The 24,222-nt window shown below is 66.8% G+C and carries 23 protein-coding genes; 8 read left to right on the plus strand and 15 right to left on the minus strand.

What is annotated here, in order from left to right:
• Positions 1-7 precede the first annotated feature (7 nt).
• Together recQ and BZF59_RS06090 are read right to left on the minus strand one after the other, a co-directional pair.
• Complete coding sequence (recQ, locus tag BZF59_RS06085; RefSeq protein WP_086607341.1) at positions 8-1,801, minus strand: DNA helicase RecQ; 1,794 nt, start codon at positions 1,799-1,801, stop codon at positions 8-10.
• 76 nt (positions 1,802-1,877) lie between these two features.
• Complete coding sequence (locus tag BZF59_RS06090; RefSeq protein WP_086607342.1) at positions 1,878-2,429, minus strand: winged helix-turn-helix transcriptional regulator; 552 nt, start codon at positions 2,427-2,429, stop codon at positions 1,878-1,880.
• A gap of 209 nt (positions 2,430-2,638) precedes the next feature.
• Here BZF59_RS06090 and BZF59_RS06095 point away from each other — a divergent pair, with 209 nt between their 5' ends.
• Complete coding sequence (locus BZF59_RS06095) at positions 2,639-2,983, plus strand: CC_3452 family protein (protein WP_086607343.1); 345 nt, start codon at positions 2,639-2,641, stop codon at positions 2,981-2,983.
• Positions 2,984-3,172: 189 nt separating this feature from the next.
• On the opposite strand, the gene BZF59_RS06100 is transcribed toward BZF59_RS06095, so the two are convergent.
• The 3 genes from BZF59_RS06100 to galE all read right to left on the minus strand — a co-directional run bounded on the left by BZF59_RS06100 (position 3,173) and on the right by galE (position 5,188).
• Complete coding sequence (locus tag BZF59_RS06100) at positions 3,173-3,787, minus strand: HAD family hydrolase (RefSeq protein ID WP_086607344.1); 615 nt, start codon at positions 3,785-3,787, stop codon at positions 3,173-3,175.
• A 102-nt stretch (positions 3,788-3,889) separates the two neighbouring features.
• Positions 3,890-4,015: a type B 50S ribosomal protein L36 gene (ykgO, locus tag BZF59_RS06105; RefSeq protein WP_017666014.1), complete on the minus strand. Its 126-nt coding sequence runs from the start codon at positions 4,013-4,015 to the stop codon at positions 3,890-3,892.
• A gap of 165 nt (positions 4,016-4,180) precedes the next feature.
• On the minus strand, positions 4,181-5,188 hold the full coding sequence (galE, locus tag BZF59_RS06110; RefSeq protein ID WP_086607345.1) for a UDP-glucose 4-epimerase GalE: 1,008 nt from the start codon (positions 5,186-5,188) through the stop codon (positions 4,181-4,183).
• A gap of 84 nt (positions 5,189-5,272) precedes the next feature.
• On the opposite strand from galE, the gene BZF59_RS06115 reads away from it, so the two are divergent.
• The 3 genes from BZF59_RS06115 (at position 5,273) to BZF59_RS06125 (ending at position 7,781) form a co-directional block, all read left to right on the plus strand.
• Positions 5,273-5,911 carry a hypothetical protein gene (locus BZF59_RS06115; protein ID WP_086607346.1) on the plus strand — a complete coding sequence of 213 codons (639 nt, stop codon included), beginning with the start codon at positions 5,273-5,275 and terminating at the stop codon, positions 5,909-5,911.
• Positions 5,908-7,044, plus strand: a complete 1,137-nt coding sequence (locus tag BZF59_RS06120) for a M14 family metallopeptidase (protein ID WP_086607347.1) — start codon at positions 5,908-5,910, stop codon at positions 7,042-7,044. Before BZF59_RS06115 ends, BZF59_RS06120 begins: the two co-directional genes overlap by 4 nt.
• A gap of 200 nt (positions 7,045-7,244) precedes the next feature.
• Positions 7,245-7,781 (plus strand): outer membrane protein, encoded by a 537-nt coding sequence (locus tag BZF59_RS06125; RefSeq protein ID WP_158094283.1) that lies wholly within the window; start codon positions 7,245-7,247, stop codon positions 7,779-7,781.
• Positions 7,782-7,854: 73 nt separating this feature from the next.
• Here the strand turns inward: BZF59_RS06125 and BZF59_RS06130 are convergent, their stop codons facing one another.
• The 3 genes from BZF59_RS06130 to BZF59_RS06140 are packed head-to-tail and all read right to left on the minus strand — an operon-like array spanning position 7,855 to position 9,536.
• Positions 7,855-8,298 carry a cytidine deaminase gene (locus tag BZF59_RS06130; RefSeq protein WP_425429560.1) on the minus strand — a complete coding sequence of 148 codons (444 nt, stop codon included), beginning with the start codon at positions 8,296-8,298 and terminating at the stop codon, positions 7,855-7,857.
• Entirely contained in the window at positions 8,277-8,999 is a 723-nt protein-coding gene (locus BZF59_RS06135; protein ID WP_086607350.1) for a glycoside hydrolase family 25 protein, read from the minus strand. Before BZF59_RS06135 ends, BZF59_RS06130 begins: the two co-directional genes overlap by 22 nt.
• Positions 9,000-9,002: 3 nt before the next feature.
• Complete coding sequence (locus tag BZF59_RS06140; protein ID WP_245806049.1) at positions 9,003-9,536, minus strand: UPF0262 family protein; 534 nt, start codon at positions 9,534-9,536, stop codon at positions 9,003-9,005.
• A 137-nt stretch (positions 9,537-9,673) separates the two neighbouring features.
• On the opposite strand from BZF59_RS06140, the gene BZF59_RS06145 reads away from it, so the two are divergent.
• Positions 9,674-11,194, plus strand: a complete 1,521-nt coding sequence (locus tag BZF59_RS06145; RefSeq protein WP_086607351.1) for a replicative DNA helicase — start codon at positions 9,674-9,676, stop codon at positions 11,192-11,194.
• A 6-nt stretch (positions 11,195-11,200) separates the two neighbouring features.
• Here the strand turns inward: BZF59_RS06145 and BZF59_RS06150 are convergent, their stop codons facing one another.
• The 7 genes from BZF59_RS06150 to BZF59_RS06180 form a co-directional block, all read right to left on the minus strand.
• Positions 11,201-12,361, minus strand: a complete 1,161-nt coding sequence (locus BZF59_RS06150) for a GGDEF domain-containing protein (protein WP_086607352.1) — start codon at positions 12,359-12,361, stop codon at positions 11,201-11,203.
• 157 nt (positions 12,362-12,518) lie between these two features.
• Positions 12,519-13,709, minus strand: a complete 1,191-nt coding sequence (locus tag BZF59_RS06155; protein ID WP_086607353.1) for a phospholipase D-like domain-containing protein — start codon at positions 13,707-13,709, stop codon at positions 12,519-12,521.
• An 84-nt stretch (positions 13,710-13,793) separates the two neighbouring features.
• Positions 13,794-15,209 carry a cytochrome P450 gene (locus BZF59_RS06160; RefSeq protein WP_086607354.1) on the minus strand — a complete coding sequence of 472 codons (1,416 nt, stop codon included), beginning with the start codon at positions 15,207-15,209 and terminating at the stop codon, positions 13,794-13,796.
• A gap of 92 nt (positions 15,210-15,301) precedes the next feature.
• Positions 15,302-15,934 carry a hypothetical protein gene (locus BZF59_RS06165; RefSeq protein WP_086607355.1) on the minus strand — a complete coding sequence of 211 codons (633 nt, stop codon included), beginning with the start codon at positions 15,932-15,934 and terminating at the stop codon, positions 15,302-15,304.
• The gene (gene hemH, locus BZF59_RS06170; protein WP_086607356.1) at positions 15,925-16,959 is read right to left on the minus strand and encodes a ferrochelatase; all 1,035 of its coding nucleotides are present in this window, start codon (positions 16,957-16,959) and stop codon (positions 15,925-15,927) included. Before hemH ends, BZF59_RS06165 begins: the two co-directional genes overlap by 10 nt.
• A gap of 79 nt (positions 16,960-17,038) precedes the next feature.
• Entirely contained in the window at positions 17,039-19,324 is a 2,286-nt protein-coding gene (locus BZF59_RS06175) for a molybdopterin cofactor-binding domain-containing protein (protein ID WP_086607357.1), read from the minus strand.
• A 4-nt stretch (positions 19,325-19,328) separates the two neighbouring features.
• On the minus strand, positions 19,329-20,336 hold the full coding sequence (locus tag BZF59_RS06180; protein ID WP_211277358.1) for an Mrp/NBP35 family ATP-binding protein: 1,008 nt from the start codon (positions 20,334-20,336) through the stop codon (positions 19,329-19,331).
• A 132-nt stretch (positions 20,337-20,468) separates the two neighbouring features.
• On the opposite strand from BZF59_RS06180, the gene hflK reads away from it, so the two are divergent.
• From hflK to BZF59_RS06195, 3 genes are all read left to right on the plus strand, one after another.
• On the plus strand, positions 20,469-21,590 hold the full coding sequence (hflK, locus tag BZF59_RS06185) for a protease modulator HflK (RefSeq protein ID WP_086607358.1): 1,122 nt from the start codon (positions 20,469-20,471) through the stop codon (positions 21,588-21,590).
• 4 nt (positions 21,591-21,594) lie between these two features.
• The gene (gene hflC, locus BZF59_RS06190; RefSeq protein ID WP_086607359.1) at positions 21,595-22,440 is read left to right on the plus strand and encodes a protease modulator HflC; all 846 of its coding nucleotides are present in this window, start codon (positions 21,595-21,597) and stop codon (positions 22,438-22,440) included.
• 176 nt (positions 22,441-22,616) lie between these two features.
• A complete protein-coding gene (locus tag BZF59_RS06195) occupies positions 22,617-24,152 on the plus strand; it encodes a Do family serine endopeptidase (RefSeq protein ID WP_086607360.1) in 1,536 nt (511 codons plus the stop codon).
• Positions 24,153-24,222 lie beyond the last annotated feature (70 nt).

Raw genomic sequence — 24,222 nt, forward strand, 5'->3', positions numbered from 1 at the left:
CCGCGCATCAGCCTGCCAGGTGCTCCCGCACCACGGCGACGAATTCCGGCCCCCACGTCTCCAGCTTCTTCGCGCCCACACCGGGAATTCGGCCCAGCTCTCCGAGCGTCTCCGGGCACTGGTGCGCCATGTCGCGCAGCACCGAATCGTGGAAGATGACATAGGCCGGGAGGCCATGTTCGCTTGCGAGCGCCTTGCGCTTGGCGCGCAGGGCTTCGAACAGCGGATTGCCGACCGGGTTGGGCGCGTCGTTCCCGCCGCGTCCGCGCCGTGACCGGCGCTGGCGCACCGGTGGCTCGGCAAGGGTGATGCTGCGCTCTCCCTTCAGCACGCTGCGCGCTGCGGGCCCGAGCATCAGCCCGCCATGCTCGGTCGCCGCCAGCATCCCGCGCGCCACCAGCGTGCGGGTCAGCGGGCGCAGCAGCCTTGCGGATTGCGCATCGACGATCCCGAACACCGACAGCCGATCATGCCCGCGCGAAGTGATCCGCTCGTCGTTCTGCCCGGTCAGCACCTTTTCGACATGGCCGATCCCGAAGCTCTGCCCGGTGCGATAAACCGCCGAGAGCAGCTTCTGCGCCAGCTCGCTCGCATCGACCACCTGCGGCGGATCGAGGCAATTGTCGCAATTGCCGCAAGTCTCGGGCGGATTCTCGCCGAAGTGGCGCAGCAGCACCGCGCGGCGGCATTCGGGGGTTTCGACCAGCGCCGAGAGGCTGTCGAGCTTGGCCTTCTCCACTGCCAGCCGTGCGGGTTCGACTTCGGCGAGCCACTGCTGCGCGCGGGCGAAATCGGAAACGCCCCAAAACAGATGTGCGTCCGCCGGATCGCCATCGCGGCCCGCGCGGCCGGTTTCCTGATAATAGGCCTCGATCGACTTGGGCAGCCCGGCATGGACCACGAAGCGCACGTCGGGCTTGTCGATCCCCATGCCGAAAGCGATGGTCGCGACCATCACCATGCTTTCCGAGGCGACGAATTCCGCCTGCACCCGCGCGCGGCGCTCCGGCTCCAGCCCGGCGTGATAGAACCCCGCCTCTCGGCCTGCGCGGGTAATCGCGGCGGCAAGGTCTTCGGCCTGCTTGCGGCTGGGCGCATAGACGATGCCTGCGCCCTCCAGCCGCTGGAGCAGTTCGGTAATCTGGCGCGTGCCATTGTCGCGCGGGGTGATGGCATAGCGGATATTGGGCCGGTCGAACCCGGCGACGATCAGGCCCTCGTCGGCAATGCCCAGCTGCTTGAGGATGTCCGCCCGCGTCGCCTGATCCGCCGTGGCGGTGAGCGCCAGCCGCGGCACATCGGGGAAGCGATCCAGCACCGGGCGCAGCATGCGGTAGTCCGGGCGGAAATCGTGCCCCCATTCGGACACGCAGTGCGCCTCGTCGATCGCGAAGAGCGCGATCTCGGCGCGCTCCAGCAGGTTCTGGAAACCGGGGGTCGAGGCGCGTTCGGGCGCGACATAGAGCAGATCGAGTTCGCCGCTGCGAAAGGCCTCGGCCGTCGCGGCATTATCGCTGTCGGCCGAGGTCATCGAAGCGGCACGGATTCCCGCTGCAGTGGCCGAGCGGATCTGGTCGTGCATCAGCGCGATCAGCGGGGAGACCACCACCGCTGTCCCGGCGCGGGCCAGCGCGGGGATCTGGTAGCACAGGCTCTTGCCCGCGCCAGTCGGCATCAGCGCCAGCGTGTGCGCGCCCGCCATCACCCGGCCGATCACCGCCTCCTGCTGCCCGCGAAAGGCGGGGTAGCCGAAGGTGCGATGCAGGATTTCGTGACATTCGGGAGGCAGGCTCACGCTCATGCGCGGGAGCCTTAGCCCAATGGGTGCGCCATGCCACCCGCAAGCGCGCAGCTATCGACCGGTTTTGCCGCGCGAATCAGCCCGCGCGTGCGGTCTTGGAGGCCAGATCGATCACATCGCCGTGGCCAAGGGCCTGACCGGGGGTCGCCAGCGTGCCGTCAGCGCGCTTGCCGAGATCGGCCGGGCGGGTCAGCCACAGATCCTCGTGGCCGAGGATGCGGCCATCATGGGCAAGGATCGAGACCGGGCCGATCGGCAGCCGGTCACGCTCGTCGACCAGCACGGGGTCTTCGATTACCCGTTCACCGCCGTATTTCTGCCCCCACTGGCGCAGCGCCAGCATCGCGGGGAGCAGGTCGAAGCCCTTTTCGGTCAGGCGATATTCGATCTTGCGGCGATCATCGGCGCAGGGCTCGCGCTTGAGAATGCCATGCTCGACCAGCTTGGCGAGGCGGTTGGAGAGGATGTTGCGGGCGATCCCGAGCTCGCTCAGGAATTCCTCGAAGTGCTTGAGACCGTTGAAGCTGGCGCGCAGGATCATGAAGGACCAGCGCTCCCCCATCACTTCGAGCGCCTGCGGCAATCCGCATTCGATCAGCTCGCGCAGCGGTTCTCTCAATTCACCCATTCGCCGTGTCCCTTCCCCGTCCGGGGTCATGTGTAACCGATTTTGCAGGCCGCACAAAAAAATTTCAGTTTTCAGTTGCAACTCACAACCTAGTTAGATAGGTAGCGAATAGCAACCGGTTTCGAATCGAAATGTTGCATTGCAAAATTAGACGAGTGAGACCACGGGGGCTCCTGCCCCCTCTTTGAAAACAGGCAAAGGATACCCCGATGATCAACACCCTCTCCATCCCCCGCTCCGGCAAGCTCGCAATCCTCGCTTCGGCGCTGGTCTACACCGGCCTCAGCTTTGGCGTGGCCACCGGCGCCGCTCCGCTTCAGGCGGCGGGCAGCCCCTATTACACCGCCACCCTCTCCGCCCCGACGAGCGAGACCAAGGCCGTGACCGACGGCGTGGCCTGGGCCTGCAAGGACGCGACCTGCGTCGCCAAGAAGACCAGCGCCCGCCCGCTGCGCGTGTGCCGCGCGCTGAACCGCAAGTTCGGCGAAGTCGCGACCTTCAAGGTCGATGGTCAGGACATCACCACCGAAGAACTGGCGAAGTGCAACGGCTGATCGCCGCCTGACCTGACACGATGTCCCTCTCTGTCGGCGCGCCTCTCCAGCCCGACAGAGCTCCACGACCCCCGGTACGCTCTCCCCAGTGCGTGGCCGGGGGTTTTGCATTTCGCGATCCTATGTGAGTCCCCGCGCAGGCGGGGACCTCAGGCCTTTCCACCAGCAGATCCCCGCCTACGCGGGGAATCACCGTTCGGTTTGCAGGAAACCCGCCGCCACCAGCGCCGCTTCCAGCGTGGCCGCATCGGTGAAGAGATGCGCGTCCCAGCCGCGCGCGCGGGCGGCTTCGATATTGGCCGGGTTGTCATCGGTGAAGAACAATTGCGCACCCGCGCGCCCGCTGCGTTCCTCGACGATTTCGTAGATCCGCGCCTCGGGCTTGGCGACCTTCTCGACGCCCGAGACGATGATGTCCTCGAAATGGTCGAAGATCGGCTGGGTCGGGCGGAACATCTGCCAGAACTCGTCGCCGAAATTGGTGAGACAGAACAGCGGCACGCCCGCGCCCGCCAGCCGCTCGACCAATTCATGCGATCCCTCGACCGGCCCCGGCACGGTTTCGTTGAAGCGCGTCGCATAGGCGCGGATGTGCGATTCGTATTGCGGGTAAAGCGCGATCCGTTCCGGCACCATGTCCGCGAGCGCGCGGCCGCGATCATGCTCGAAGTGCCATTCCTCGGTCACGACGTTGGCGAGAAACCAGTCGAGTTCCGCGCGGTCGTCGATCAGCTTTGAGAACAGCGCGCCCAGCTGCCACTGGAACAGCACCCGCCCGACATCGAACACCACGGCTTTCTGCATCACGCCCTCAAACGCCCATCTTCAAACGGCTGCGGCCCGCGCTCCGGGAAGGAGGCGGGACGCAGAATTCCTCAGCCGCCCTTGCCGGGCAGCCGCGCCGAATCAGCCCTGGCGGGCCTTGAAGCGACGGTCGGTCTTGTTGATCACATAGGTGCGGCCGCGACGACGGATCACGCGGTTGTCGCGGTGACGGCCCTTGAGCGACTTCAGGCTGTTGACGATCTTCATGGCGCTTTTTCCAAAAGAGAAGCGCGCCGGAATCGGTCCGACGCGCGGAAATTGAAGCGTGCCGTTAGCGGCGCGCGGGGCTGGCGTCAATGCGAACCTGCCCCGGGTTCTGGTTGGAGCATCGCTTTTGGCGGAAAACCGGTGCCCACTTTTCCGCGCGATGCTCTACGCCCCCAAATCGCCCAATTTGCGCTCCCACGCCAGCGCATGGGAGATGATCGTGTCGAGATCGGCGTGGGCCGGCTCCCAGCCCAACGTCGCCCTGAGCCGCGCGGGATCGGAGATCAGCGAATCGGGGTCGCCCGCGCGGCGCCCCTCGATCCGGCGCACCAGCTTGCGATTCGTCACCCGGTCGACCGCGTCGAGCACTTCGGTCACGGAAAAGCCCCGGCCATAGCCGCAATTCATCGTCAGCGAGCGCTGCGGATCGGCGATCAGCGACTCCAGTGTCAGCACGTGCGCAGCGGCGAGATCGCTGACATGGATATAGTCGCGCACCCCGGTGCCATCGTGCGTGGCGTAATCGGTGCCGAACACGCTCACCGATTCGCGCTTGCCCAGCGCGGCCTCGATCGCAACCTTGATGAGGTGCGTCGCGCCCGCCGTCGATTGCCCGCTGCGCCCCTGCGGATCGGCGCCCGCGACATTGAAATAGCGCAGCACGCCATAATTGAGCGGATGGGCGGCGGCGACATCGGCGAGCATCTGCTCGGTCATCAGCTTCGACCAGCCATAGGGATTGATCGGACGCTGCGGCGTATCCTCGCTCACCGCCGCGACATCGGGAATGCCATAGGTCGCCGCGGTCGAGGAGAAGATGACATGCGCCACCCCCGCCTTCACCGCCGCAGCGATCAGCGCCCGGCTTTTCGCGGTGTTGTTGTCGTAATATTTGAGCGGATCGGCGACGCTTTCGGGCACCACCACCGATCCGGCAAAGTGCATGATCGCGCGTGTCCCCTGCTCGGCAAAGATCCGCGCCAGCAGATCGGCATCGGCGATGTCGCCTTCAAAGAAAGGCACGCCATCGGGCACGGCGAAGCGGAAGCCGGTCACCAGATTGTCGATCACCGCCACCGGCCAGCCCGCATCGCGCAGCGCCAGCACCGCGTGGCTGCCGATATAACCGGCGCCGCCGGTGACCAGAACGGGGGGTTTGGCGGAACTCTGCATGTCGCCGGGCCTTATCACGCAAATGCGCTTAGAAATCGTCAATCAGGCGCTCTATAAGCGGCTGTGCACGAAAGGAACCCTGCCATGCCTCACCCCCGCCCGCTTCCCCTGCTGGCCGCTGCAGCTGCCGCTCTTTCCCTGTCGGCCTGCGCCACCTCGCCCTATACCGGCCCGGTGGAGGTCACCCGCTTCGTCGCCGCGCAGCCGCAGGCGCTGGGACAGGGCACGATCACGCTGGTCTTCCCCGACGAGGTCACCAACCAGGCCGCCCGCAGCGCCGTGACCGCCGCCGTCACTGCCGAGCTCACCCGGCTCGGCTACACCGTGCTGCCCGAAGGCGTCCCCGCGAGCCAGACCGCGACGGTGCGCACCAGCCGCAATCCCATCGCCGCCGCCCCGGTCGAGCGGCGCGGCCCGGTCAGCGTCGGTGTCGGCGGGCAGACCGGCGGCTTCGGCAGCGGGGTCGGCATGGGGGTCGGCATCAATTTGGGCGGCGGGCGCGAAGGCCCGGCGGCGATGACCGAGCTTTCGGTGCGCATCACCGAGGCCGCGGGCGCAACCCTGTGGGAAGGCCGCGCGCAGATCGCCACCGGGGTGAAGTCGCCCTTCTCGCAGGTCGACACCAGCGCCCGCACGCTCGCCGCCGGGTTGTTCAAGGACTTTCCCGGTGGCAATGGCGAGACCGTGACGCTCGACGCGAAAAAGCTGCAAGGACAAAAATGACCCTCTTCATCGACGCCGGTTTCGACAGCGGCAATATCGACGTGCTGGGGATCGAGGGCGCGACCGCGCGCCTTGCGATCCGCCGCGACAATGCCTCCGACTTCTTCCAGTGGTTCCACTTCCGCGTCAGCGCCCCTGCGGGCGAGGAAGTGGTGCTCAAGATCACCGGCCTCAACGCCAGCGCCTATCCGGGCGGCTGGCCGGATTATGACGCCTGCGTCAGCGAAGACCGCGCCTATTGGACGCGCGCGGCCTCCAGCTTCGACAAGGACGAGGACGGCGGCACGCTGACGATCCGCTACCTTCCGGCGGGCGGCGTGTTCTGGTGCGCCTATTTCGCGCCCTACTCGATGGAGCGGCATCACGACCTGATCGCCGAGGCCGCCTCGTCCAAGGGCGTCGATTACATCCGGCTCGGCACCACGCTCGACGGCCAGCCGATCGATTGCCTCGAGTTGGGCGAAGGGCAAACGCAGGTGTGGCTCTACGCCCGCCAGCATCCGGGCGAGACGCAGGCGGAGTGGTGGATGGAGGGCGCATTGGAGTGCCTAACCGATCCCGCTGATCCAGTTGCGCGCGCGCTGCGCAAGCACTGCCGCATCCACATCGTCCCCAATTGCAACCCCGATGGCTCGCGGCGCGGGCATCTGCGCACAAATGGCGTCGGCACCAACCTCAACCGCGAATGGGCCGAGCCGACCGCCGACCGCTCGCCCGAAGTGCTGGCGATCCGTAACCGGATGGACCAGACCGGCGTCGATTTCGCGATGGATGTTCACGCCGACGAGGCGATCCCGGCGGTGTTCCTCGCCGGGTTCGAGGGTATCCCCTCGTGGAAGGAAGAGCAGGGCGAGGGCTTCTACCGCTACCAGCGCATCCTCGACCGCCGCACGCCGGACTTCCAGACCAAGCTCGGTTACCCCAAGGCCCCGGCAGGCCGCGCGAATCTCTCGATGAGCACCAACCAGCTTGCCGAACGCTTCGGCGCGGTCGCGATGACGCTGGAGATGCCCTACAAGGACATCGCCGACTTCCCCGAGCCCGAACAGGGCTTCTCGCCCGAACGCTGCAAGCTGCTGGGCCGCGAATGCATGGCGGCGCTGGTGGAGTGGCTGGAGGCGCGGGAGGGCTGACACTGGTCTTCGTCCAGGATCTCGTCGTCAGTCGAAAACTGCCGGACGCGCGGCTTTACAGAAGTTCCGCGTCCGCAGCCCCCCCTGTCGCAAAGTTGCCACACCGCGTAACTTTGTGCAGCACCCTCTCGGTAAATAATTCTCGCGTCTTTCAACTTCGATTAGAGCGGCGAAAGTTCAACCAAACTGGGGAAAATACCTTGAAGACTTTTTCCGTTTCGCTCGCGCTTGCCGCGGCTGCGATCGCCGCTCCTGCTGCCGCTCAGGACACCGACAACGGTGGTTTCTTCGTCGGCGTCGTCGGCGGTCTCGACGTGATCAACCTTGAAGCTGCCGGCGAAGACGCCAGCGATTCGGGCGCCGTTTACGGCGTGACCGCTGGCTATGACTTCAAGGCGGGCAATGCGATCCTCGGCATTGAAGCCGAACTGACCGACACCTCGATCAGCAGCGACGTCGGCGATGCCGGTGTCGACATCTACGGCGGTCTGCGTCTCGGCCTCGAAATGGATGCCAACGACATCATCTACCTGAAGACCGGCTACAGCCGCGTCGATGTCGATCTGGCCGACGATCTCGAAGGCGTGCGCGTCGGCGCGGGCTTCGAGCACAATTTCGGCGGCTTCGTCGGTCGTCTCGAGTATCGCTATTCGACCTACAACATCAGCGAAGTGCTGGGCCTCGACGCGAACGACAACCGTCACCAGGTCGTCGTCGCGGTCGGCGCCAAGTTCTGATCGAGCGACAAATCGCAGTCAACGGACGGGCCGGAAGCATGGCTTCCGGCCCGTTTCTGTTTTCAGGTGCCGGTCAGGCGAGGTGCGAAGGCCCGAAGGCGTGCGGCAGCAGGGAGGATAGCGCCACCCGCCGCACGTCGTCCTTGCTCACGCACAGCACCAGCGGATCGGTCGCGCCCAACGCGGCGACTTCGTTGAGGACCTGACGGCAGCGACCACAGGGCGTGATCGGCTCGCGGTCGGCCTTGAGGCCCACCACCGCGACCGCGACGAGACCGCCGCGCCGCCCTTCGCCCAGCGCCTTGGCGACCGCGACGGTCTCGGCACACAGGGCAAGGCCATAGCTCGCGTTCTCGATATTGCAGCCGGTGATCACCGCGCCATCATCGAACAGCAGCGCCGCGCCGACGGGGTAGTCGGAATAGGGCGCATAGGCCTGCTCGGCCGCAGCGAAGGCGGCGTTGATGAGGGCCTGTTCTTGCGTTTCGTCGAGCGTCATTTCTGCACCACCACCCATTCGACCGGATCCTCGCTCGCCTCGGTGACCAGCGCGGAATTGGCGCTCCATAGCAGCCAGGGCCGCCCGGCATAGTCTGGCCGCGCCCGGTCGCGCGCCAGCCACAGATCGCGCGTGAGCGTGGTCGCGGTGTTGTGCCGCGCCTGAAAGGTGGGGGAGAGCTTGAGGATCACCGGCTTGCCCGCATGAGTCTCGATCTGGTTGATCAGCGTCATCAGCTCGCTTTCCACCGCCGCATCGCTGACCTTCGGATCGCAGCCATCAGCCACGCCGCCAAGCCCGATCGCCGGCGGCAGCAGGTCGGCATCGCGCGGCACCATTTGCGCGAAGGCCCCGCTCTGCACATCGGCGGGTGCGCAAGGATCGAAATTGAGCACCACGCCGACCTTCAGTCCCGCCGCACGCGCCGCCGCGAAGCGCTGGGCAAAGCTCGCGCCGCCGCGCGTGGCGAGCTCGTCGACCAGCGGCAGATAGACGAATTGCGCGCCCACCGCTTTCAGGGTGGGGAACTTGAACGAGGCGCCATCCGCCGGGAGCAGCGCGCCCTGTTCGGGATAGCGCCCCTCGTCGGGTCGCCAGCTGCGCATGTCCCACCACAGCCATGCCGCGAAGGCGAGGCCGAACAGCGCCGCCAGCGCCAGCAGCCGGAACATCCAGCGCCGCGGCGCGCGGCGCGCGGTCTTCTTGCCCCCTCGCGCCATGCCTCAGCCCTTGATGTGGAGCACGCAGATCAGCGTGAACAGCCGCCGCGCGGTGGCAAAATCAGTATCGACCTTGCCCTCCAGCCGCTCCAGCAGCAGCTCCGCCGCGCCGTTGTGAATGCCGCGCCGGGCCATGTCGATCGTCTCAATTTCGGCCGGAGTCGCCTTGCGGATCGCCTGATAATAGCTGTCGCAGATCGCGAAATATTCGCGGATCGGGCGGCGGAAGCGGGCCATGCCGATCAGCAGCGTTTCGAGCAATTGCCCGCCGGTGTCGGCGATGTCCATCGCCAGCCGCCCGTCGGTGACCGACAGGTGCAGGTGATAGGGCCCGCTCGCCCCGCGCTCGGCAGAGCGCAACGGCTTGAAGCTGTTTTCCTCGATCAGATCGTAGATCGCGACCCGGCGTTCCTGCTCGACATCGGCATTGCGCCACAGGATCGTCGCCTCGTCGAGCGTGACCTGGGCAATGCGATAGCCCCCCGCAGCACCGGGCGCGGAGGAAGCAGGCAGGGAATCGGGCGGGCGATCGGCCATGGTTCAACGCCTTCGCAGATGCAGGGCACGCACTTCAAGCACTTCGACGCACTCTCCCCACTATCCACAGCATGCGAAATAAATATTGGCGGCGATGGGCCTTGCTTTCGACCCCGCCCAGAGCGCATCAGGCCGCCATGGCCGAACCCGAAAAAGTCACCCCGATCAAGCCGCAAGCCGCCGATGGCGATGCGGCCCTGCCCAAGCTGCCCGCCAATATCGAGGCCGAGGCCGCCTTTCTGGGCGCGGTGCTGATCGACAACCGGGTGCTGGAAGAATTGCAGGTGCCGATCCGGGCCGAGCATTTCTTCGAGCCGCTGCATGATCGCATCTACACCCGCATTCTCGCGCTGCTGGAACGCAACGCCACCGCCTCGCCCGTAACCCTGCGCCCCTATTTCGAGGCGGACGAGGCGTTGAAGGAGCTGGGCGGCACGTCCTATCTCGCGCAGCTGACCGCCAGCGGCGCGGGCCTGCTCGCCCCGCGCGAGCTGGCGCAGCAGATCTACGACCTCGCCCTGCTGCGCGAGCTGGTGAGCGTGGGGCGCGGGCTGGTGGAAGGCGCGCTCGATACCTCGCAGGACACCTCGCCGATGGACCGCATCGCGCAGGCCGAAGCCGACCTGTTCCGGGTGGCCGAGGGCGCCGCGACCGGCCGCGAAGCCTCGACCTTCCGCGAGGCGGCGATGCACGCGATTAAGCTTGCCGAAATGGCGATGCAATCGGGCGGGGGCCTGTCGGGCAAGACCACCGGGCTTGCCACGATCGACCAGAAGACCTCGGGCCTCCACGCGTCCGACCTCATCATCCTTGCCGGGCGCCCCGGCATGGGGAAGACCTCACTCGCCACCAACATCGCCTTCAACTGCGCCGAGAAGCACCTCGACTGGCAACATCAGGGCGGCGAGTTCAACTATGGCGCGCCGGTCGCCTTCTTCAGCCTCGAAATGAGCGCCGATCAGCTGGCGACCCGCATCCTTGCCGAACAGGCCGAGATTTCCTCCGAATCGCTGCGCAGCGGGAAGCTGAGCCGCGAGGACTTCAACCGGCTCGCCAGCGCCAGCCAGCGGCTTGCCGAGCTGCCGCTCTATATCGACGACACGCCCGCGCTCACCATCGCGGCGCTGCGGACCCGCGCGCGGCGGATGAAGCGGCGGCACGATATCGGCCTCATCATCGTCGACTACCTGCAGCTGCTGCAAGGCTCGGGCCGGGCGAACGATAATCGGGTGAACGAAATCTCGGAGATCAGCCGGGGCCTGAAGACGCTGGCGAAGGAATTGCAGGTTCCGGTGATCGCGCTGTCGCAGCTTTCCCGTGCGGTGGAACAGCGCGAGGACAAGCGCCCGCAGCTTTCTGACCTGCGCGAGTCCGGCTCGATCGAGCAGGACGCGGACATGGTGTGGTTCATCTTCCGCGGAGATTACTATCACCTGCTGGTCAAGCCCGACACGCCCGACGCCAGCTCCACCCCCGACGTGCAGGAAAAATACCGCGCCTGGGAGGAGAAGTTCGAACAGATGGTCGGCCGCGCGACGCTGATCGTGGCCAAGCAGCGCCACGGTTCGACCGGCAACGTGCCGCTCCACTTCCAGAGCGACATCACCAAGTTCACCTCGCCCAATTTCAAGGACTATTCGGACTACGGTTACGAATAGGAGGGGTTATGCGCTGGCCGCAAGGCTGGGCACTTGCGGCTGGGTTTCAGCGCGCGTTTCGGCCTTGACCTGATAGAGCGCGCGGTCGGCAAACTCGAACAGCGCGTCGGCATCGGCGCCGTCCTCGGGCCATTGCGCCACGCCGATGCTCGCGCCGACCTGCAAGGGCACATCGTCGATGGCGTGCGGGCGGGCGAGCGCGATCAGGATGCGTTCCGCCAACGGCGCGTCACGCAGCGGCGAGTGCGGCGGGATCAGCACCGCGAATTCATCACCCCCCTGCCGCGCCACCAGCCCGTCATCCCCGATCGTCTCGCGCAGCCGATCGGCGATCGCGCACAGCAGCTTGTCGCCGATCGCGTGGCCATGGACGTCATTGACCGGCTTGAACCCGTTAAGATCGAGCAGCGCCAGTTTGAAGCCGGGTGCGTCTGCTCCCTTGCCAGCACCCTTCGCCAGCAGCGCGGCGATCCGTTCATCGAGCGCGCGGCGGTTGGCGAGGCCGGTGAGCGGGTCGGTGTGAGCCAGATCGCGGGTCTGGTGCTGCAATTGCAGCAGATCGACCAGCATCGCGTGGCCTTGCAGGATGAAGCGCACGAGGATCGCGGTGCCCAGCAGCAGCGACATCGCCGCCCCCACTTGCGCCGGCCGACCCGAGGCCAGCATCAGCATCGAAATCGGCACCACTCCGATCACCAGGTTGAGGATCGCGGCAAAGCGGATCGCGGACAGGCAATAGGCCGTCGCCAGCGAGCCCATGGCGATGATCATGGCGAAGCTGGAATGGTTTTCGACCGGCGAGGCAAACCAGTTGAGCACCGCCCAGCTGCTACACATCACCCCGACCCAGCCTGACACGCTGGCGGCCTTCTTCACGATCAGCTGCGCCCGGCGCAGGCTCATGCGGCGGCCGCGCGCAAGCCAGTTTTCGATCAGCCCCAGCACGCACAGCACCGCCAGCAGCGCGGGCATCCCGTATTTGATCCCCCAGTGCAGATCGGCCGCCCCCGCCCAGGCCGCCGTCGGCGTGGTGGCGAGCAGCATCAGATACATCATCGGGGTCTGGGTCTCGACCCGCCGCGCGCGCAGCAGGGTGAAATCGTCGCGGATAGCCGCCGGAATCGGCGGCACGAAGCGCGTGCGAAAAGTGTGAAATCCCCAACCCATTCCGGGGCTTCTACGGGTAGAGAATGAAATGCGCGTTAATCACGTGTGTTATCGTGGTTCACTGACGTGAACCGCATACCTCCCCACCCGGCCACCAATGATAACATCATGATATAGTGGCCGGGTGGGGAGGCGGGGCAGGCGGTATGAGCCGCACTCAGCGCGTGCCGAGCTTGCTCACCCGGTAATCGGCAAGGCTCATCCAGTAAGCCACCCGCCAGCGCATCCGGTTGACGAAAGTCGCCTTGCGGGCATAGCGCTCGCGCGTCATCGGGATGCTCGCCGCCTCCATATGATCGATCAGCCCGCGCAGGGCCTCCGCCAGCCCGGCATCCTCGATCCGCACCATCAGCTCCACGTTGATCCGGAAGCTGCGCTTGTCGAGATTGGCGCTGCCGACATAGCTCGCATCGTCCACCACCAGCAGCTTCATGTGCAGCTTGCACGGCTGGAACTCGAAGATTGTCACCCCGGCGCGCAGCAGCCTGCCGTAGAGCAGCCGCGCCATGTTGATCGCGGCGCCGATGTCGGATTTGCCCGCCATCACCATCCGCGCCTTGCCGCGCCGTGCCAACCGTTCCATCTGGCGGCGGAAGCTGCGCGGCGGGGAGAAATAGGCCGACACCGTGTCGAGCCGCTTCGCATCGACCAGATCCTGCCGGAACATCCAGGCCCAATGCCCGCGTCGCACCAGTGGCCCGCCGACCAGCAGCCGCACCGGGCCGTCCCCGCCGTCCCACTCCTTGACGATATCGCGCAGCTGCCGCAGCCGGCTGATCCGTCCGGCCGCCTCGCTATCGGTCCAGTCCTTGAGCAGGCCGAACCAGCGGGTGAACTGCTCGACCACCGGGCCTTCGATAACCACCGACAGATCGCACCAGCCATTGTCGCAAGGGGGCGCGAAATAGTGGTCCGAGACATTGGCCCCGCCGGTCATCACCCGCGCCTCGTCAGCGATCACGAACTTCTGGTGATTGCGCACCAGATAGCGCGTGCCCCACTTGGGCGAGAAGATCGCGAAGCTGCCGCCCGCCTCCCTGAGCGGCTCGAAGAATTCCTCGCCCGCGTCATTGCCGAAATCATCGACGAGCAGCATCACCGCGACCCCGCGCCGCGCCGCCGCAACCAGCGCATCGCGCACCATCGTGCCGGACTCATCGCTGTCGAACAGGTAGTAGAACACCTTCAGGCTCGTCTCGGCGCTGTCGATCAAGTCGACCAGCGCGCGCCGACGATCAAGCCCGTGCGGGTAGAAGATGAAGCCGTGGCCGGCCGCCTCGACCTCGAACGGATCGGGATCGCGATAGTCGTCCATGTCGGGGGTCGAGTCGGAGGGTTCAGGAGCCATGGCGCATGGCTTAGCCGCAATCGGGGGCCGGATAACAGGCCCTGCGCCAGAATGCGGCGGATGCGCCGTTCTGGTCGTCGGGTATCAGAGCGGCGTGAAGGTCACCTTCAACCCGTCCTTGGGCTGCGGGATCGGCCAGTCCTGCCATTCGGGATTGTAACCCTCGGCAGCCTCGATGCGGTAGCGCTGGAGGAGCTGGGCGAGCAGGATCTTCACCTGCATGTAGGCAAAGTGGAGGCCGAGGCACATGTGCGCCCCGCCGCCGAAGGGCACCCAGGCATATTTGTGCCGCGCCTTCACCTTGTCGGGCGTGAAACGCATCGGATCGAAGATCAAGGGCTTGTCCCAATACTCCTCCGAATGGTGGGTCCAGTAGATGTTGATCCCCACCATCGCGCCCGCCGGAATGCGGTAGCCGCCATATTCGAATTCCCTGAGCGCGCGGCGCGGCATCGAGGGCACCGGCGGCACCATCCGCAGCGATTCCTTGAAGGCCATTTCGGTCAGATCAAGCTTGCCGAGGTCATCGTAGTCGAGCGGGCGGGGATTGCCCTCCCCATCCGGCCCGCCGGTGACCGCCATGATCTCCGCGCGCAGCTTCTCCTGCCATTCGGGATTGGTCGCGAGGTGATAGATCAGCGAGGTTGCCGAGGATGTGATCGTGTCATGCGCCGCCATCATCAGGAAGTTCATGTGATCGACCACCTCGTCGACCGGCAGCAGGCTGCCGTCCTCGCGCGTCGCGGTGGCGAACTGGCTGAACATGTCCTGCCCGCCGCCCTCTTCGCGGCGGCGCAGGGTTTCCTTGGTGAAATAGTCGACCAGAAAAGCGCGGCCATCGACGCCCTTCTTCATCTTGGTGAAGGGCAGCGGCTTCCTCACCGGCGCGACCGAGGCCTGCACCATGTCGACGAAAGCCTCGTTGATGCGGTCGGCTTCCGGCCCCCACGGCAGGCCGATGAAGCTTTCCGCCGCCAAGTCGAGCGTCAGCTTCTTGATGTCGGGATAGAACAGCCGCGGCCCGGCCCATCCCGCCACTTCGCGCGCAATCCCGCGATTGAGCGCGCCCGAATAGTGCCGCATCGGCTCGGGCTTGAAGGCGATCGAGAGCGCGCGGCGATCGATCCGGTGGTGCTCGAAATCCATCAGCATCAACCCGCGCGGGAACAGCTGGTCGAGCACCGGGCCCCAGCCCTGCTCGCTCGAGAAGATCTTGTCCTTGTTGAACAAGAGCAGCTCGTTCGCCTCCGCCCCGATCAGCGCGATCTGCCAGCCGCCGAAAGCGCGGTTCTTGTAGACCTTGCCGTGGGTGTTGATCATCCGCTCGGCAAAGGCGTGCGGATCGGCGAGCATGGTGAAGGTGTTGCCGACCAGCGGCCAGCCGCCATCGCCCGGGATATGCGCAAGGTCAGCCTCAGTCAGGCGGCCCTCGCCCCAGTGGCGGGGCGCATCCGTGGGCGCGGTGTCGCGGGGCTTGGGGGCTTCGGCAAGGGTGGCCATGATGGGTCGGGGCTCCGGATGAAGGTTCGGATTCGCAACTGAGTCTGGTGTAAATGTCGCGGGCGGTCAATTCCCGTGCCGGGCGGCTGGCATCATTGATACGCCGACCAGTTGCCGCGCACCATGCCGATACCGCCGAGCCGAATCACCTCATCGACAAGTGGCATCAGCTTCTCCGGGCGCTTGCAGCCGATATTGACTGCGGAAAAGCGATAGCCCGCCGCATCGGCGCGCTCGAGCTCGAGCGTCTGGCAGTGCACGTAGAGCGTGTCAGGCGGATCGCCTGCGTGCCATGTGCCGACTTCGTAATCGAAGGTGCCCGATTGCTCGGCCAGCGTGTTTAGCGCCGCCATCGACTTGCGCGACAGCCGCCGCCGCTTGGGCTTGAGGTCCACCCACGGCGACCGGATATCCCTCCGCACGAAACCCCCGCCGACCACTTCGAGATACCCGCTGCCATCGGGCCGCGCGGTGATTGTGACGCTGCGCCAGAACAGATCATGGCCCGAGGTGAAGGTGAAACGCATCACCTGCCCGGCTCCATCGGGCAGCCCTTGCCACAGCGGCTTGAGGCCCGCTTCGCACATCCGCTTTGCAGAGAACCCGGCATACACCGCCCTCTCGCGGACCTGCGGCGGGAGGATTTCGCAGTCATCCGCGGCAGCGGCAGGGGCGGCCCAGCAGGCCGCCGCCAGCGCCAGCGCCGCAGCGCGCCTCAGATCCATCCACCCAACTCGCGGCGCAGCATCGCCTCGATCATCGCAAGGCCGTGGTCCGAGGTGTTGAGGCAATCGAGCACGGCGTAATCCTCGCCGCCCGCTTCGCAGAATTCCTCGCGGCCTTCGATCGCCAGTTCTTCCAGCGTCTCGACGCAATCGGCGGCGAAGCCGGGGGCGGCGACCACCAGCCGCTTGGTGCCCTTTTCGCCTTCCGCGATCAGCGTCGTGTCGGTCGAAGGCTCGAGCCACGCCGCCGGGCCGAAGCGCGACTGGAAGGTGGTCTCGAACCGCACGCCTGCGAATTCCGGCCGCGTGGCCAGTTCCTCGCGCAGCAGGCGGGCGGTCTTCATGCAGTGGCAGTAATAGGGATCGCCCTTTTCCAGCGTCTGCTGCGGCATCCCGTGGAAGCTCAGCAGCATCACCTCGGGCTTGAACGTCAGGGCCTGCACCTGCCGGGTCAGGTCGTCGGCCAGCGCGGTGAGGTAATTGGGATCATCGTGATAGGGCGGCACGAAGCGCAGCGCGGGCTGCCAGCGGAGCTTGCCGAGCACGCGGGCGATCTCGTCGAACACCGTCGCGGTGGTGGCGGCGCAATATTGCGGATACATCGGCGAAATCAGGATGCGATCGCAGCCGTCGGCCATCAGCGCCTTCAGCCGGCTTTCGATCGAGGGGTTGCCGTAACGCATCGCCCAATCGACCTGCACCTTCTCTCCGAAACGCCCGATCATCGCCTCGGCCTGCCGCGCGGTGATGTCGGCCAGCGGCGAGCCGCGTTCGGTCCAGATCTTCTGATAGGCCTTGGCGCTTTTCTGCGGGCGCGTGTTGAGGATGATGCCGCGCAGGATCAGCTGCCAGGCGATCGGCGGGATCTCGACCACGCGCGTGTCCGACAGGAACTGCTTGAGGTAGCGCTTGACCGAATCCGGATCGGGCCCGTCGGGCGTGCCGAGGTTGATCAGCAGCACGCCGATCTTGCCGCTCTTCACAGGAGGATGGTCGCCCGGAAGGCGCTGGGTCTGCCAGGTCATAGACCGCCTAACGGTTGGCAGGCGTTTGGTTTCCGGGCGCAGCCGCGGCCCGATGCCCTGTGTTGCAAAATTGTCGGGATCATATGCCGTCCGAAAGTAAAGGCAGGCGTCTCAACCGCAACCCCGTAGCCGAAAACAGCGCATTGGCAATCGCGGGCGGTGCGACCACGGTGCCAAGCTCGCCCGGATCGGCGGGCGGGGCTTCGCTGGCGATGAATTCGATCCGCATCTCGGGGCAATCGGTGAGGGTCGGCAGGCCCATCGCGCCGTCATCCGTCGCCTCGGGCAGGCCGCCGCGCAGCCGCACGGGGTTGCCCAGCGCGATGCCCATGCCAAACACCAGCCCGCCTTCGATCTGCTGCTTGGCGATATCGTGATTGACGATCCGGCCGATGTCGGCGGCGACCGAGAGGCGGATCACCCGCACCCCACCTTCGCCCTGCCGCGCGGTGGCGACGCAGGCGATGCGCGCGGCCTCCGGCCCCTCGCCGATCCGCGCGCAGGCGAGGCCCTGCCCGCTCTGATCCGTGCCGCCATCCCACCCCGCCAGCTGCGCCGCGCGTTGCAGACACGCCGCCAGCCGCACGTCGCTCCCCAGCATCGCCATGCGGAACGAGAAGGGATCGCGCTTCGCCTTGGCGGCGATTTCGTCGATGAAGCTTTCGATCGCGAAAATCGTCGGCCCGTGGGCATTGCCGCGCACCCGGCCGACCGGCAGGCCGATCTCCGCCGGGATGTGCTCCACCAGCAGCGCAGGGATCTGGTAGGGCGGCACCGCCCCCTCGCAGGCCATGGGATCGGGCTCGCCAGAGGTCTCGCGGATCGCGGCCATGCTGGTGAGATTGCCGAACAACCGCTTGCCGAATTCCAGCGCGGCGGGCGGCGTGGCGATGCGGATGCGCATCGCGTCGATCGCGCCGCCCGTGCCGTCCGGCCCGACCTTGGCGATCTGCGCGCCGAGCAGCAGCCACGCCGGAGCGCGGGGCTTGGCGCGGATCAGCTCGTCGCGGCGCGGCCAGGTCAGCTGCACCGGGCGGCCCAGCGCGCGGGCGATCAGCGCGATCTCGATCGCATGGTCGTGCTCCAGCCGCGCATCGAAGCTGCCGCCGGCGGGCATGGGGTAGAGCGCCACATCCTCGGTGGAGATGCCGATCGCGCGGGCGGCGGCGATGCGCGCCTGCTCGGGCGCCTGCGAGGCGATCCACAGATCGAGCCGCCCGTCGGCAAACCGGGCTGCCGCGGTCGCGCTTTCGACCGGGGCGGCATAGGCAGGTTCGACCTCGTAGCGGCGGCCGATATCGACCCGTTTCAGCGCCTCGCCGCCATAGCCCGTCTCGGCGATGACATGGGCCTCGCCCGCGGTCAGCAGGGTGTCGAGCCGGGCGGCGATATCGGCGCTGCCCACCGGCGTCGGCGCGGCGAATTTGGGCTTCATCGCGGCGAGCGCCGCCTCAGCGCCCCACCAAGTGTCGGCGGCGACCGCGAGCCAGCGCTTGCTTTCGACGATCCCCGCAAGCCCCCTCACGCCGCCGGCCGCCTTGCGGTCGAACCCGGTCAACTCCGATCCATCGACGGGGCCATGCCGGATCGAGGCGAACACCATCCCCGGCAGGCGCACGTCGCCGGCAAAGCGGTAGGTGCCATCGACCTTCGAGGGCAGGTCGATCCGGGGGTAGGCCGGCGCGGCATCGACATCGGCGGGCAGCGGCTGTTCGCGCGGGGGCTCTGGCCGCAGCGGCGGCGGATCGGGCGGGGTATAGCCTGCCGCCGCCTCGGCCAGCTCGCCGAAGCCCAAGCGCCGGTCGCCCAGCTTCACGAACCCGCCCTCAACCTCGCATTCCTCCCACGACGCGCCCCAGCGCGAGGCGGCTTCCTGCGCCAGCATCGCCCGCGCTGCCGCCGCAGCCTCACGGCAGGGCAGCTCATAGGCCGCGAGCGAGGTGCCTGCCGCCGTCGCGTTGAAGCGCTGACCTTGCGCGAAGCGCAGCGCGAGCAGATCGTCGCCGGCATCCGACAGCCCGGCGAAAGCCGGGTCCCACAGCGCCATCCACTTCTTCGCCAGCGGGACATTGGCATAGGCGCCCGAGACCGGCGCGGGTTCGATCGCGATCTGCCGCCAGTCCGCGCCCAGCTCGTAGGCGACGATCTGCGGGAGCAGCGTGGTGATCCCCTGCCCCATTTCCAGCTGCGGCACGGCCACCGTGACCACGCCGTCGGTGGCGATCTTCAGCCACGCGCCGAACACGTGCTCTCCGCTCGCCGCGACCAGCGGGGTGGCATAGCTGCGCGGCATCAGCCACCAGGCGACGATCAGGCCTCCGCCCGCCGCCGCCCCTGCCAGAAGTCCGCGCCGCGAAACCTGCATCGGCCTAGATCTTCCCCGTATCGAGCCAGCGGCCAAGCTTTTCGGCGATGGCGCGGAACGGTTCTGCCGTCTCGTCATCGCCCGCCGCCGGAGGCTCGCCCCGGTCGCCCGCGATCCGGGTGGCGAGCGTCAGCGGCACTCGGCCCAGGAAGGGGATTTCCAGCGCTGTAGCGAACCGCTCGACACCGCCCTGGCCGAAGGGATCGCTAACCTCGCCGCAATGCGGGCAGGCATAGCCCGCCATGTTCTCGACCAGCCCGATGATCGGCACCTCGCCCTGTTCGAACAATTGCCCGGCCCGCGCGGCATCGATCAGCGCGAGATCCTGCGGCGTGGAGACCAGCACCGCGCCATCGGGCTTGTGCGCCGAGAGCATCGAGAGTTGCACATCGCCCGTCCCCGGCGGCAGGTCGACCAGCAGCAGATCGGTGTCGCCCCAGTCGGCATCGACCAGCTGCGACAGGGCCTTGCCCGTCATCGGCCCGCGCCACGCCAGCGCCTTTCCCGGCGCAACGATGTGCCCCATCGAGAGCACCTTGACGCCATAGGGGCTGTCGATCGCCACCAACTGCGTGCCATCGGCGGTGGCGGCGGGCTTGATGCCTTCGGTCTTCAAAAGCTTGGGCTGCGAGGGGCCGTAGATGTCGCCATCGATCACCCCGACGCGGCGGCCCATCCGGGCAAGCGCGACCGCGAGATTGGTGGTCAGCGTCGACTTGCCGACCCCGCCCTTGCCGCTGCCCACCGCGATCAACCGGCGGCGGCGGCGTTCTCCGGTCAGCGCGATGCGCACTTCGTCCACATCATCGAGCGGCAGTAGTGCGGCAGTGATCGCGGCTTCGAGTTCGGCGCGGCCCGCATCGGACAGATCGCCCGCCTCGGCAACGATCACCGCGCGCCCCGAAACGATCCGGGCCGAGCGCAGACGATGGTTCATTTCGGGGCTGAGCGCAGCGCGGATCAGCGCCTCTTCGGCTTCGGGATTGCGGGGCGTGTCGGACGTGTTGTTCATCGCGCCACGCCTCTAACACCAAATTCACGCAGCGAACCCCTGTTTTTCGCCGATTGGCGTGCCTATAAACAGTCCATGCAAAGAACGGACGGTTGGAAAGAGCGTCTTGGCGCCGGTCTCAAGGGCCTGGCCATGGCTGGTAAAAAGAACCCCTGGGGCGGCTCGGGCGGAGGCGATGGTTCCGGCGAGGACGGGGCATCGGGCGATAGCAATGGGGGCGATGGGGGCAGCGAACGCGGCCCGCGCAACCCGTGGCTGCCCGGCGGGGGCGAGCCCGGCAAGCGCCGCTCGGCCAGTATCGAGGACATTTTCAGGAACCGCGGCCCCGAAGGCCCGCGCCGCGCTGGCGGCGGCGGTACCGGCGGCGGGCCGGGCTTCCGCCTGCCCGAACGCCCCGGCGGCAAGAGCTGGGTGCCGGTGATCCTCGGCGGCGTCGCGCTGATCTGGGTCGGGGTGACCAGCTTCCACGTGATCCAGCCCGGCGAGCAGGCGGTGGTGAACTGGCTCGGCGGCAAGTATTACGGCACGCTCGATTCCGGCATTCAGATGACCGCGCCCTGGCCGATCCACATGGTCGAAAAGGAAAACGTGACGCAGGTCCGGCTTGAGGAAATTCCCGGCACCAATACCGAGAAGCTGATCCTCACCGGCGACCAGAACCTCGTCGACCTCAGCTACCTGATCCGCTGGAACATCTCGGACCTCACGCTTTACAAGTATCAGCTCAATGACCCGCGCAACGCCCTGCTGGAAATCGGCGAGGCGGCGATGCGCGCCGCGGTCGCGCGGCAAAAGCTCGACACTGTGCTGACCGGCGCAGGCCGCGCCGAGATCGAGCAGGAAGTGCGTGAGCGGATGCAGGCGCGGCTTGATGCCTATCGTTCGGGTATCAGCGTGCAGGGGATCGAAATCAACAAGGTCGATCCGCCGGGCCGCGTGGAGGAAGCCTTCAAGGACGTCTCCAGCGCCCAGCAGGATGCCGACGCTGCGATCAACCGCGCCCGCGCGGTCGCGCAGCAGCTGCTCGCCCGCGCGCAGGGCGACGCGTCCGAGTTCAACGACATCTACGAGGAATACCGGCTCGCGCCCGAAGTGACGCGCCGCCGCCTCTATTATGAAACCATGGAGCAGATTCTGTCGAAGACCGACAAGACCATCGTCGAAGGGGGCAATGTTACCCCCTACCTGCCGCTGCCCGAGCTGAAGCGCCGCGCGCAGGCCGCGCCCGCCGCCGCACCACAGCAGGGGGAGTAAGGTGATGAAAGAGCTTCTTCAGAACACCAAGGCGTTGATCATAGGCGCTGTGGTCGTGGTGATCGCGCTGCTGTCGAGCGTCGTGATCGTGCCCGAAACGCATCAGGCGGTGGTGATCGCCGCCGGTAAGCCGGTGCGCACCTTCAACCAGTTCCGGCCCGATGTGCCCTATGGGCAGACCGGGGCGGGGATCAATTTCCGCGTTCCGTTCTACGAACAGGTGCGGATGATTGATCGCCGCGTGCTCGATGTCGACATGCAGCGCACGCAGGTGCTCTCGCGCGACCAGCAGCGGCTGCAGGTCGATGCCTATGCCCGCTACCGGATCATCGACCCGGTCAAGCTGGTCGAGCGTGCCGGGACCGAAGCCCAGTTCGAAATGCAGCTGCTGCCGATCCTCACCTCGGTGCTGCGGCAGGAGCTGGGGCGCGTGCCCTTCTCGTCGCTGATCAATGCCGAGCGCGGGACCTCGATGTCCAACATCACCGCCACGCTCGACACGCAGGCGCGCAATTACGGCGCGCAGGTGCTCGACGTGCGGATCAAGGCGGCGGACCTTCCCGAAGGCCGCCCGCTGGATGCAGCCTTCACCCGGATGGAAACCGACCGGCAGGAAGAAGCGACCACGATCCGCGCCGCCGGTCAGCGCGATGCGCAGATCATCCAGGCCGAAGCCGGCGCCGAAGCCGCGCGCATCTATGCCGACGCCTATGGCAAGGACCCGCAGTTCTACGATTTCTACCGGGCCATGCAGAGCTACCGCAAAACCTTCCTGCAGGGCGAGGGCCAGAGCACCATGGTCTTGTCGGAAGACAGCGAGTACTTCCGCCAGTTCAAGGGGCAAAGGTAGGCAATCGACCAAGCGCTGACCTGCGGCGATGGGCGCGGGGGGCGTTCAATCGGGGTTAAGCCGCGCGAAGGGCATTTTGGGGAGCACACCAGCCACCCGGCTGGCCCCGCGAAAAAGGTTTGCGGAACGCGCCGACACCGTCGCGCATTCTGCCAAAGGACAAGGACCAAGAGGACGTGAACAACGTGCGCTATGTATACGGACTGTCGAGCGCGCTGCTGGTGGGCGGCGCTACCCTTTCGCTGATCACCGGCTCGCCGCTGGGCGCGCAGGTGGCGCAGAACGACGGGGCAGTGATGGACCAGGTGGTGCCCGTTGCAGGCGCTCCGGCCAGCTTTGCCGATCTGACCGCGCAGTTGCAGCCCGCGGTGGTCAACATCGCCACGCGCCAGCGGGTCGAGGTGGCCAATAACCCCTTCGCCGGCACGCCCTTTGCCGAACTGTTCAACCGCCGCGGCGGAGGGGGCGGCGAGCCGCAGACGCGCGAGGCGCAGTCGCTGGGTTCGGGCTTCATCATTTCGGCTGACGGCTATGTCGTCACCAACAACCACGTGATCAATCCGCCCGACAGCCGCGCCAAGCTGGAATCGATCACCATCACCACCACCGACGGCACCGAATACGAAGCCGAACTGGTCGGCGCGGATGCGGCGTCCGACCTCGCGGTGCTCAAGATCAAGTCGAACAAGCCCTTCCCCTACGTGCGCTTCGGCGATTCGAGCGCGGCGCGTCCGGGTGACTGGGTGGTGGCGATCGGCAACCCCTTCGGCCTCAACGGCACGGTCACGAGCGGGATCATCTCGGCGGTCTATCGCAACACCGGCCAAGGCGGCGCCTATGACCGCTACATCCAGACCGACGCCAGCATCAACCGCGGCAATTCCGGCGGCCCGCTGTTCGACATGCGCGGCAACGTGATCGGCATCAATAACGCGATCTTCTCGCCCTCGGGCGGCAGCGTCGGGATCGGCTTTGCGATCCCCGCTGAAATCGCCGCGCCGATCGTCCAGAAGCTGCGGTCGGGCGAGGAAATCCAGCGCGGCTACATGGGCGTGCGGCTCCAGCCGATCGACGAGGATTTCGCCGCCTCGCTCGGCCTGCCCAAGCGCCGGGGCGAGCTGGCCCAGACGGTCGAGGACGGCAGCCCCGCTGCCAAGGCCGGGATCCGTTCGGGCGACGTGCTGACCAAGGTCAACGGCAAGGACGTGACCGCCGATCAGACCGTCAGCTTCCTCGTCGCCAACCTCCAGCCGGGCACCTCCATTCCGGTCGAAGTGCTGCGCGATGGCAAGCGGGTGAACATCAACGTCACGCTCGGCAAGCGCCCGACCGAGGCGGAACTGCTCCAGCAGAACCAGACCTTCGACCCCGAGGCGGAAGAGCCGATGGCCCCGGGCACTTCAGACGGCACGATCGAGCAGAAGCTCGGGATGCAGGTGATGCCGATGAACGCCGGGGTGGCCCGATCGCTTGGCGTGGCGGCCGATTTGCAGGGCGTGGTGATCGCGGCGGTCGACCCCAATGGCGATGCGGCCCGCAAGGGCCTGCGCCGGGGCGACATCATCCTGTCGGCCAATTATCAGGCGACCCCCACGGTCGAGGCGCTGCTGGCGCAGGTCAATGCCGCCACCGCCGAGAACCGCGAGGCGATCCTGCTGCGCATCCAGCGCCGCACCACCCCGCCCGCCTTCATCGCGGTGCGCCTGCGGTAAGCGGGACAGCGACACGACAAACGAAAGGGCGCTGGGAGATGATCCCGGCGCCCTTTTCGTATCGCCTTAC

It is taken from the genome of Erythrobacter donghaensis, from assembly GCF_002155425.1.
GTDB lineage: Bacteria > Pseudomonadota > Alphaproteobacteria > Sphingomonadales > Sphingomonadaceae > Erythrobacter > Erythrobacter donghaensis.

What these genes read in the sequence shown, in the direction of transcription:
- BZF59_RS06135 (WP_086607350.1), bottom strand. Translation starts at nt 8,999, where the DNA reads ATGGCGCGAGGGGGCAAGAAGACCGCGCGCCGCGCGCCGCGGCGCTGG.
- BZF59_RS06150 (WP_086607352.1), bottom strand. Translation starts at nt 12,361, where the DNA reads ATGGGTTGGGGATTTCACACTTTTCGCACGCGCTTCGTGCCGCCGATT.
- BZF59_RS06180 (WP_211277358.1), bottom strand. Translation starts at nt 20,336, where the DNA reads ATGAACAACACGTCCGACACGCCCCGCAATCCCGAAGCCGAAGAGGCG.
- hflK (WP_086607358.1), top strand. Translation starts at nt 20,469, where the DNA reads ATGGCTGGTAAAAAGAACCCCTGGGGCGGCTCGGGCGGAGGCGATGGT.
- recQ (WP_086607341.1), bottom strand. Translation starts at nt 1,801, where the DNA reads ATGAGCGTGAGCCTGCCTCCCGAATGTCACGAAATCCTGCATCGCACC.
- hemH (WP_086607356.1), bottom strand. Translation starts at nt 16,959, where the DNA reads ATGACCTGGCAGACCCAGCGCCTTCCGGGCGACCATCCTCCTGTGAAG.
- BZF59_RS06100 (WP_086607344.1), bottom strand. Translation starts at nt 3,787, where the DNA reads ATGCAGAAAGCCGTGGTGTTCGATGTCGGGCGGGTGCTGTTCCAGTGG.
- BZF59_RS06090 (WP_086607342.1), bottom strand. Translation starts at nt 2,429, where the DNA reads ATGGGTGAATTGAGAGAACCGCTGCGCGAGCTGATCGAATGCGGATTG.
- galE (WP_086607345.1), bottom strand. Translation starts at nt 5,188, where the DNA reads ATGCAGAGTTCCGCCAAACCCCCCGTTCTGGTCACCGGCGGCGCCGGT.
- BZF59_RS06155 (WP_086607353.1), bottom strand. Translation starts at nt 13,709, where the DNA reads ATGGCTCCTGAACCCTCCGACTCGACCCCCGACATGGACGACTATCGC.
- BZF59_RS06140 (WP_245806049.1), bottom strand. Translation starts at nt 9,536, where the DNA reads ATGGCCGATCGCCCGCCCGATTCCCTGCCTGCTTCCTCCGCGCCCGGT.
- BZF59_RS06160 (WP_086607354.1), bottom strand. Translation starts at nt 15,209, where the DNA reads ATGGCCACCCTTGCCGAAGCCCCCAAGCCCCGCGACACCGCGCCCACG.
- hflC (WP_086607359.1), top strand. Translation starts at nt 21,595, where the DNA reads ATGAAAGAGCTTCTTCAGAACACCAAGGCGTTGATCATAGGCGCTGTG.
- BZF59_RS06115 (WP_086607346.1), top strand. Translation starts at nt 5,273, where the DNA reads ATGCCTCACCCCCGCCCGCTTCCCCTGCTGGCCGCTGCAGCTGCCGCT.
- BZF59_RS06120 (WP_086607347.1), top strand. Translation starts at nt 5,908, where the DNA reads ATGACCCTCTTCATCGACGCCGGTTTCGACAGCGGCAATATCGACGTG.
- BZF59_RS06130 (WP_425429560.1), bottom strand. Translation starts at nt 8,298, where the DNA reads ATGGGTGGTGGTGCAGAAATGACGCTCGACGAAACGCAAGAACAGGCC.
- ykgO (WP_017666014.1), bottom strand. Translation starts at nt 4,015, where the DNA reads ATGAAGATCGTCAACAGCCTGAAGTCGCTCAAGGGCCGTCACCGCGAC.
- BZF59_RS06165 (WP_086607355.1), bottom strand. Translation starts at nt 15,934, where the DNA reads ATGGATCTGAGGCGCGCTGCGGCGCTGGCGCTGGCGGCGGCCTGCTGG.
- BZF59_RS06095 (WP_086607343.1), top strand. Translation starts at nt 2,639, where the DNA reads ATGATCAACACCCTCTCCATCCCCCGCTCCGGCAAGCTCGCAATCCTC.
- BZF59_RS06175 (WP_086607357.1), bottom strand. Translation starts at nt 19,324, where the DNA reads ATGCAGGTTTCGCGGCGCGGACTTCTGGCAGGGGCGGCGGCGGGCGGA.
- BZF59_RS06145 (WP_086607351.1), top strand. Translation starts at nt 9,674, where the DNA reads ATGGCCGAACCCGAAAAAGTCACCCCGATCAAGCCGCAAGCCGCCGAT.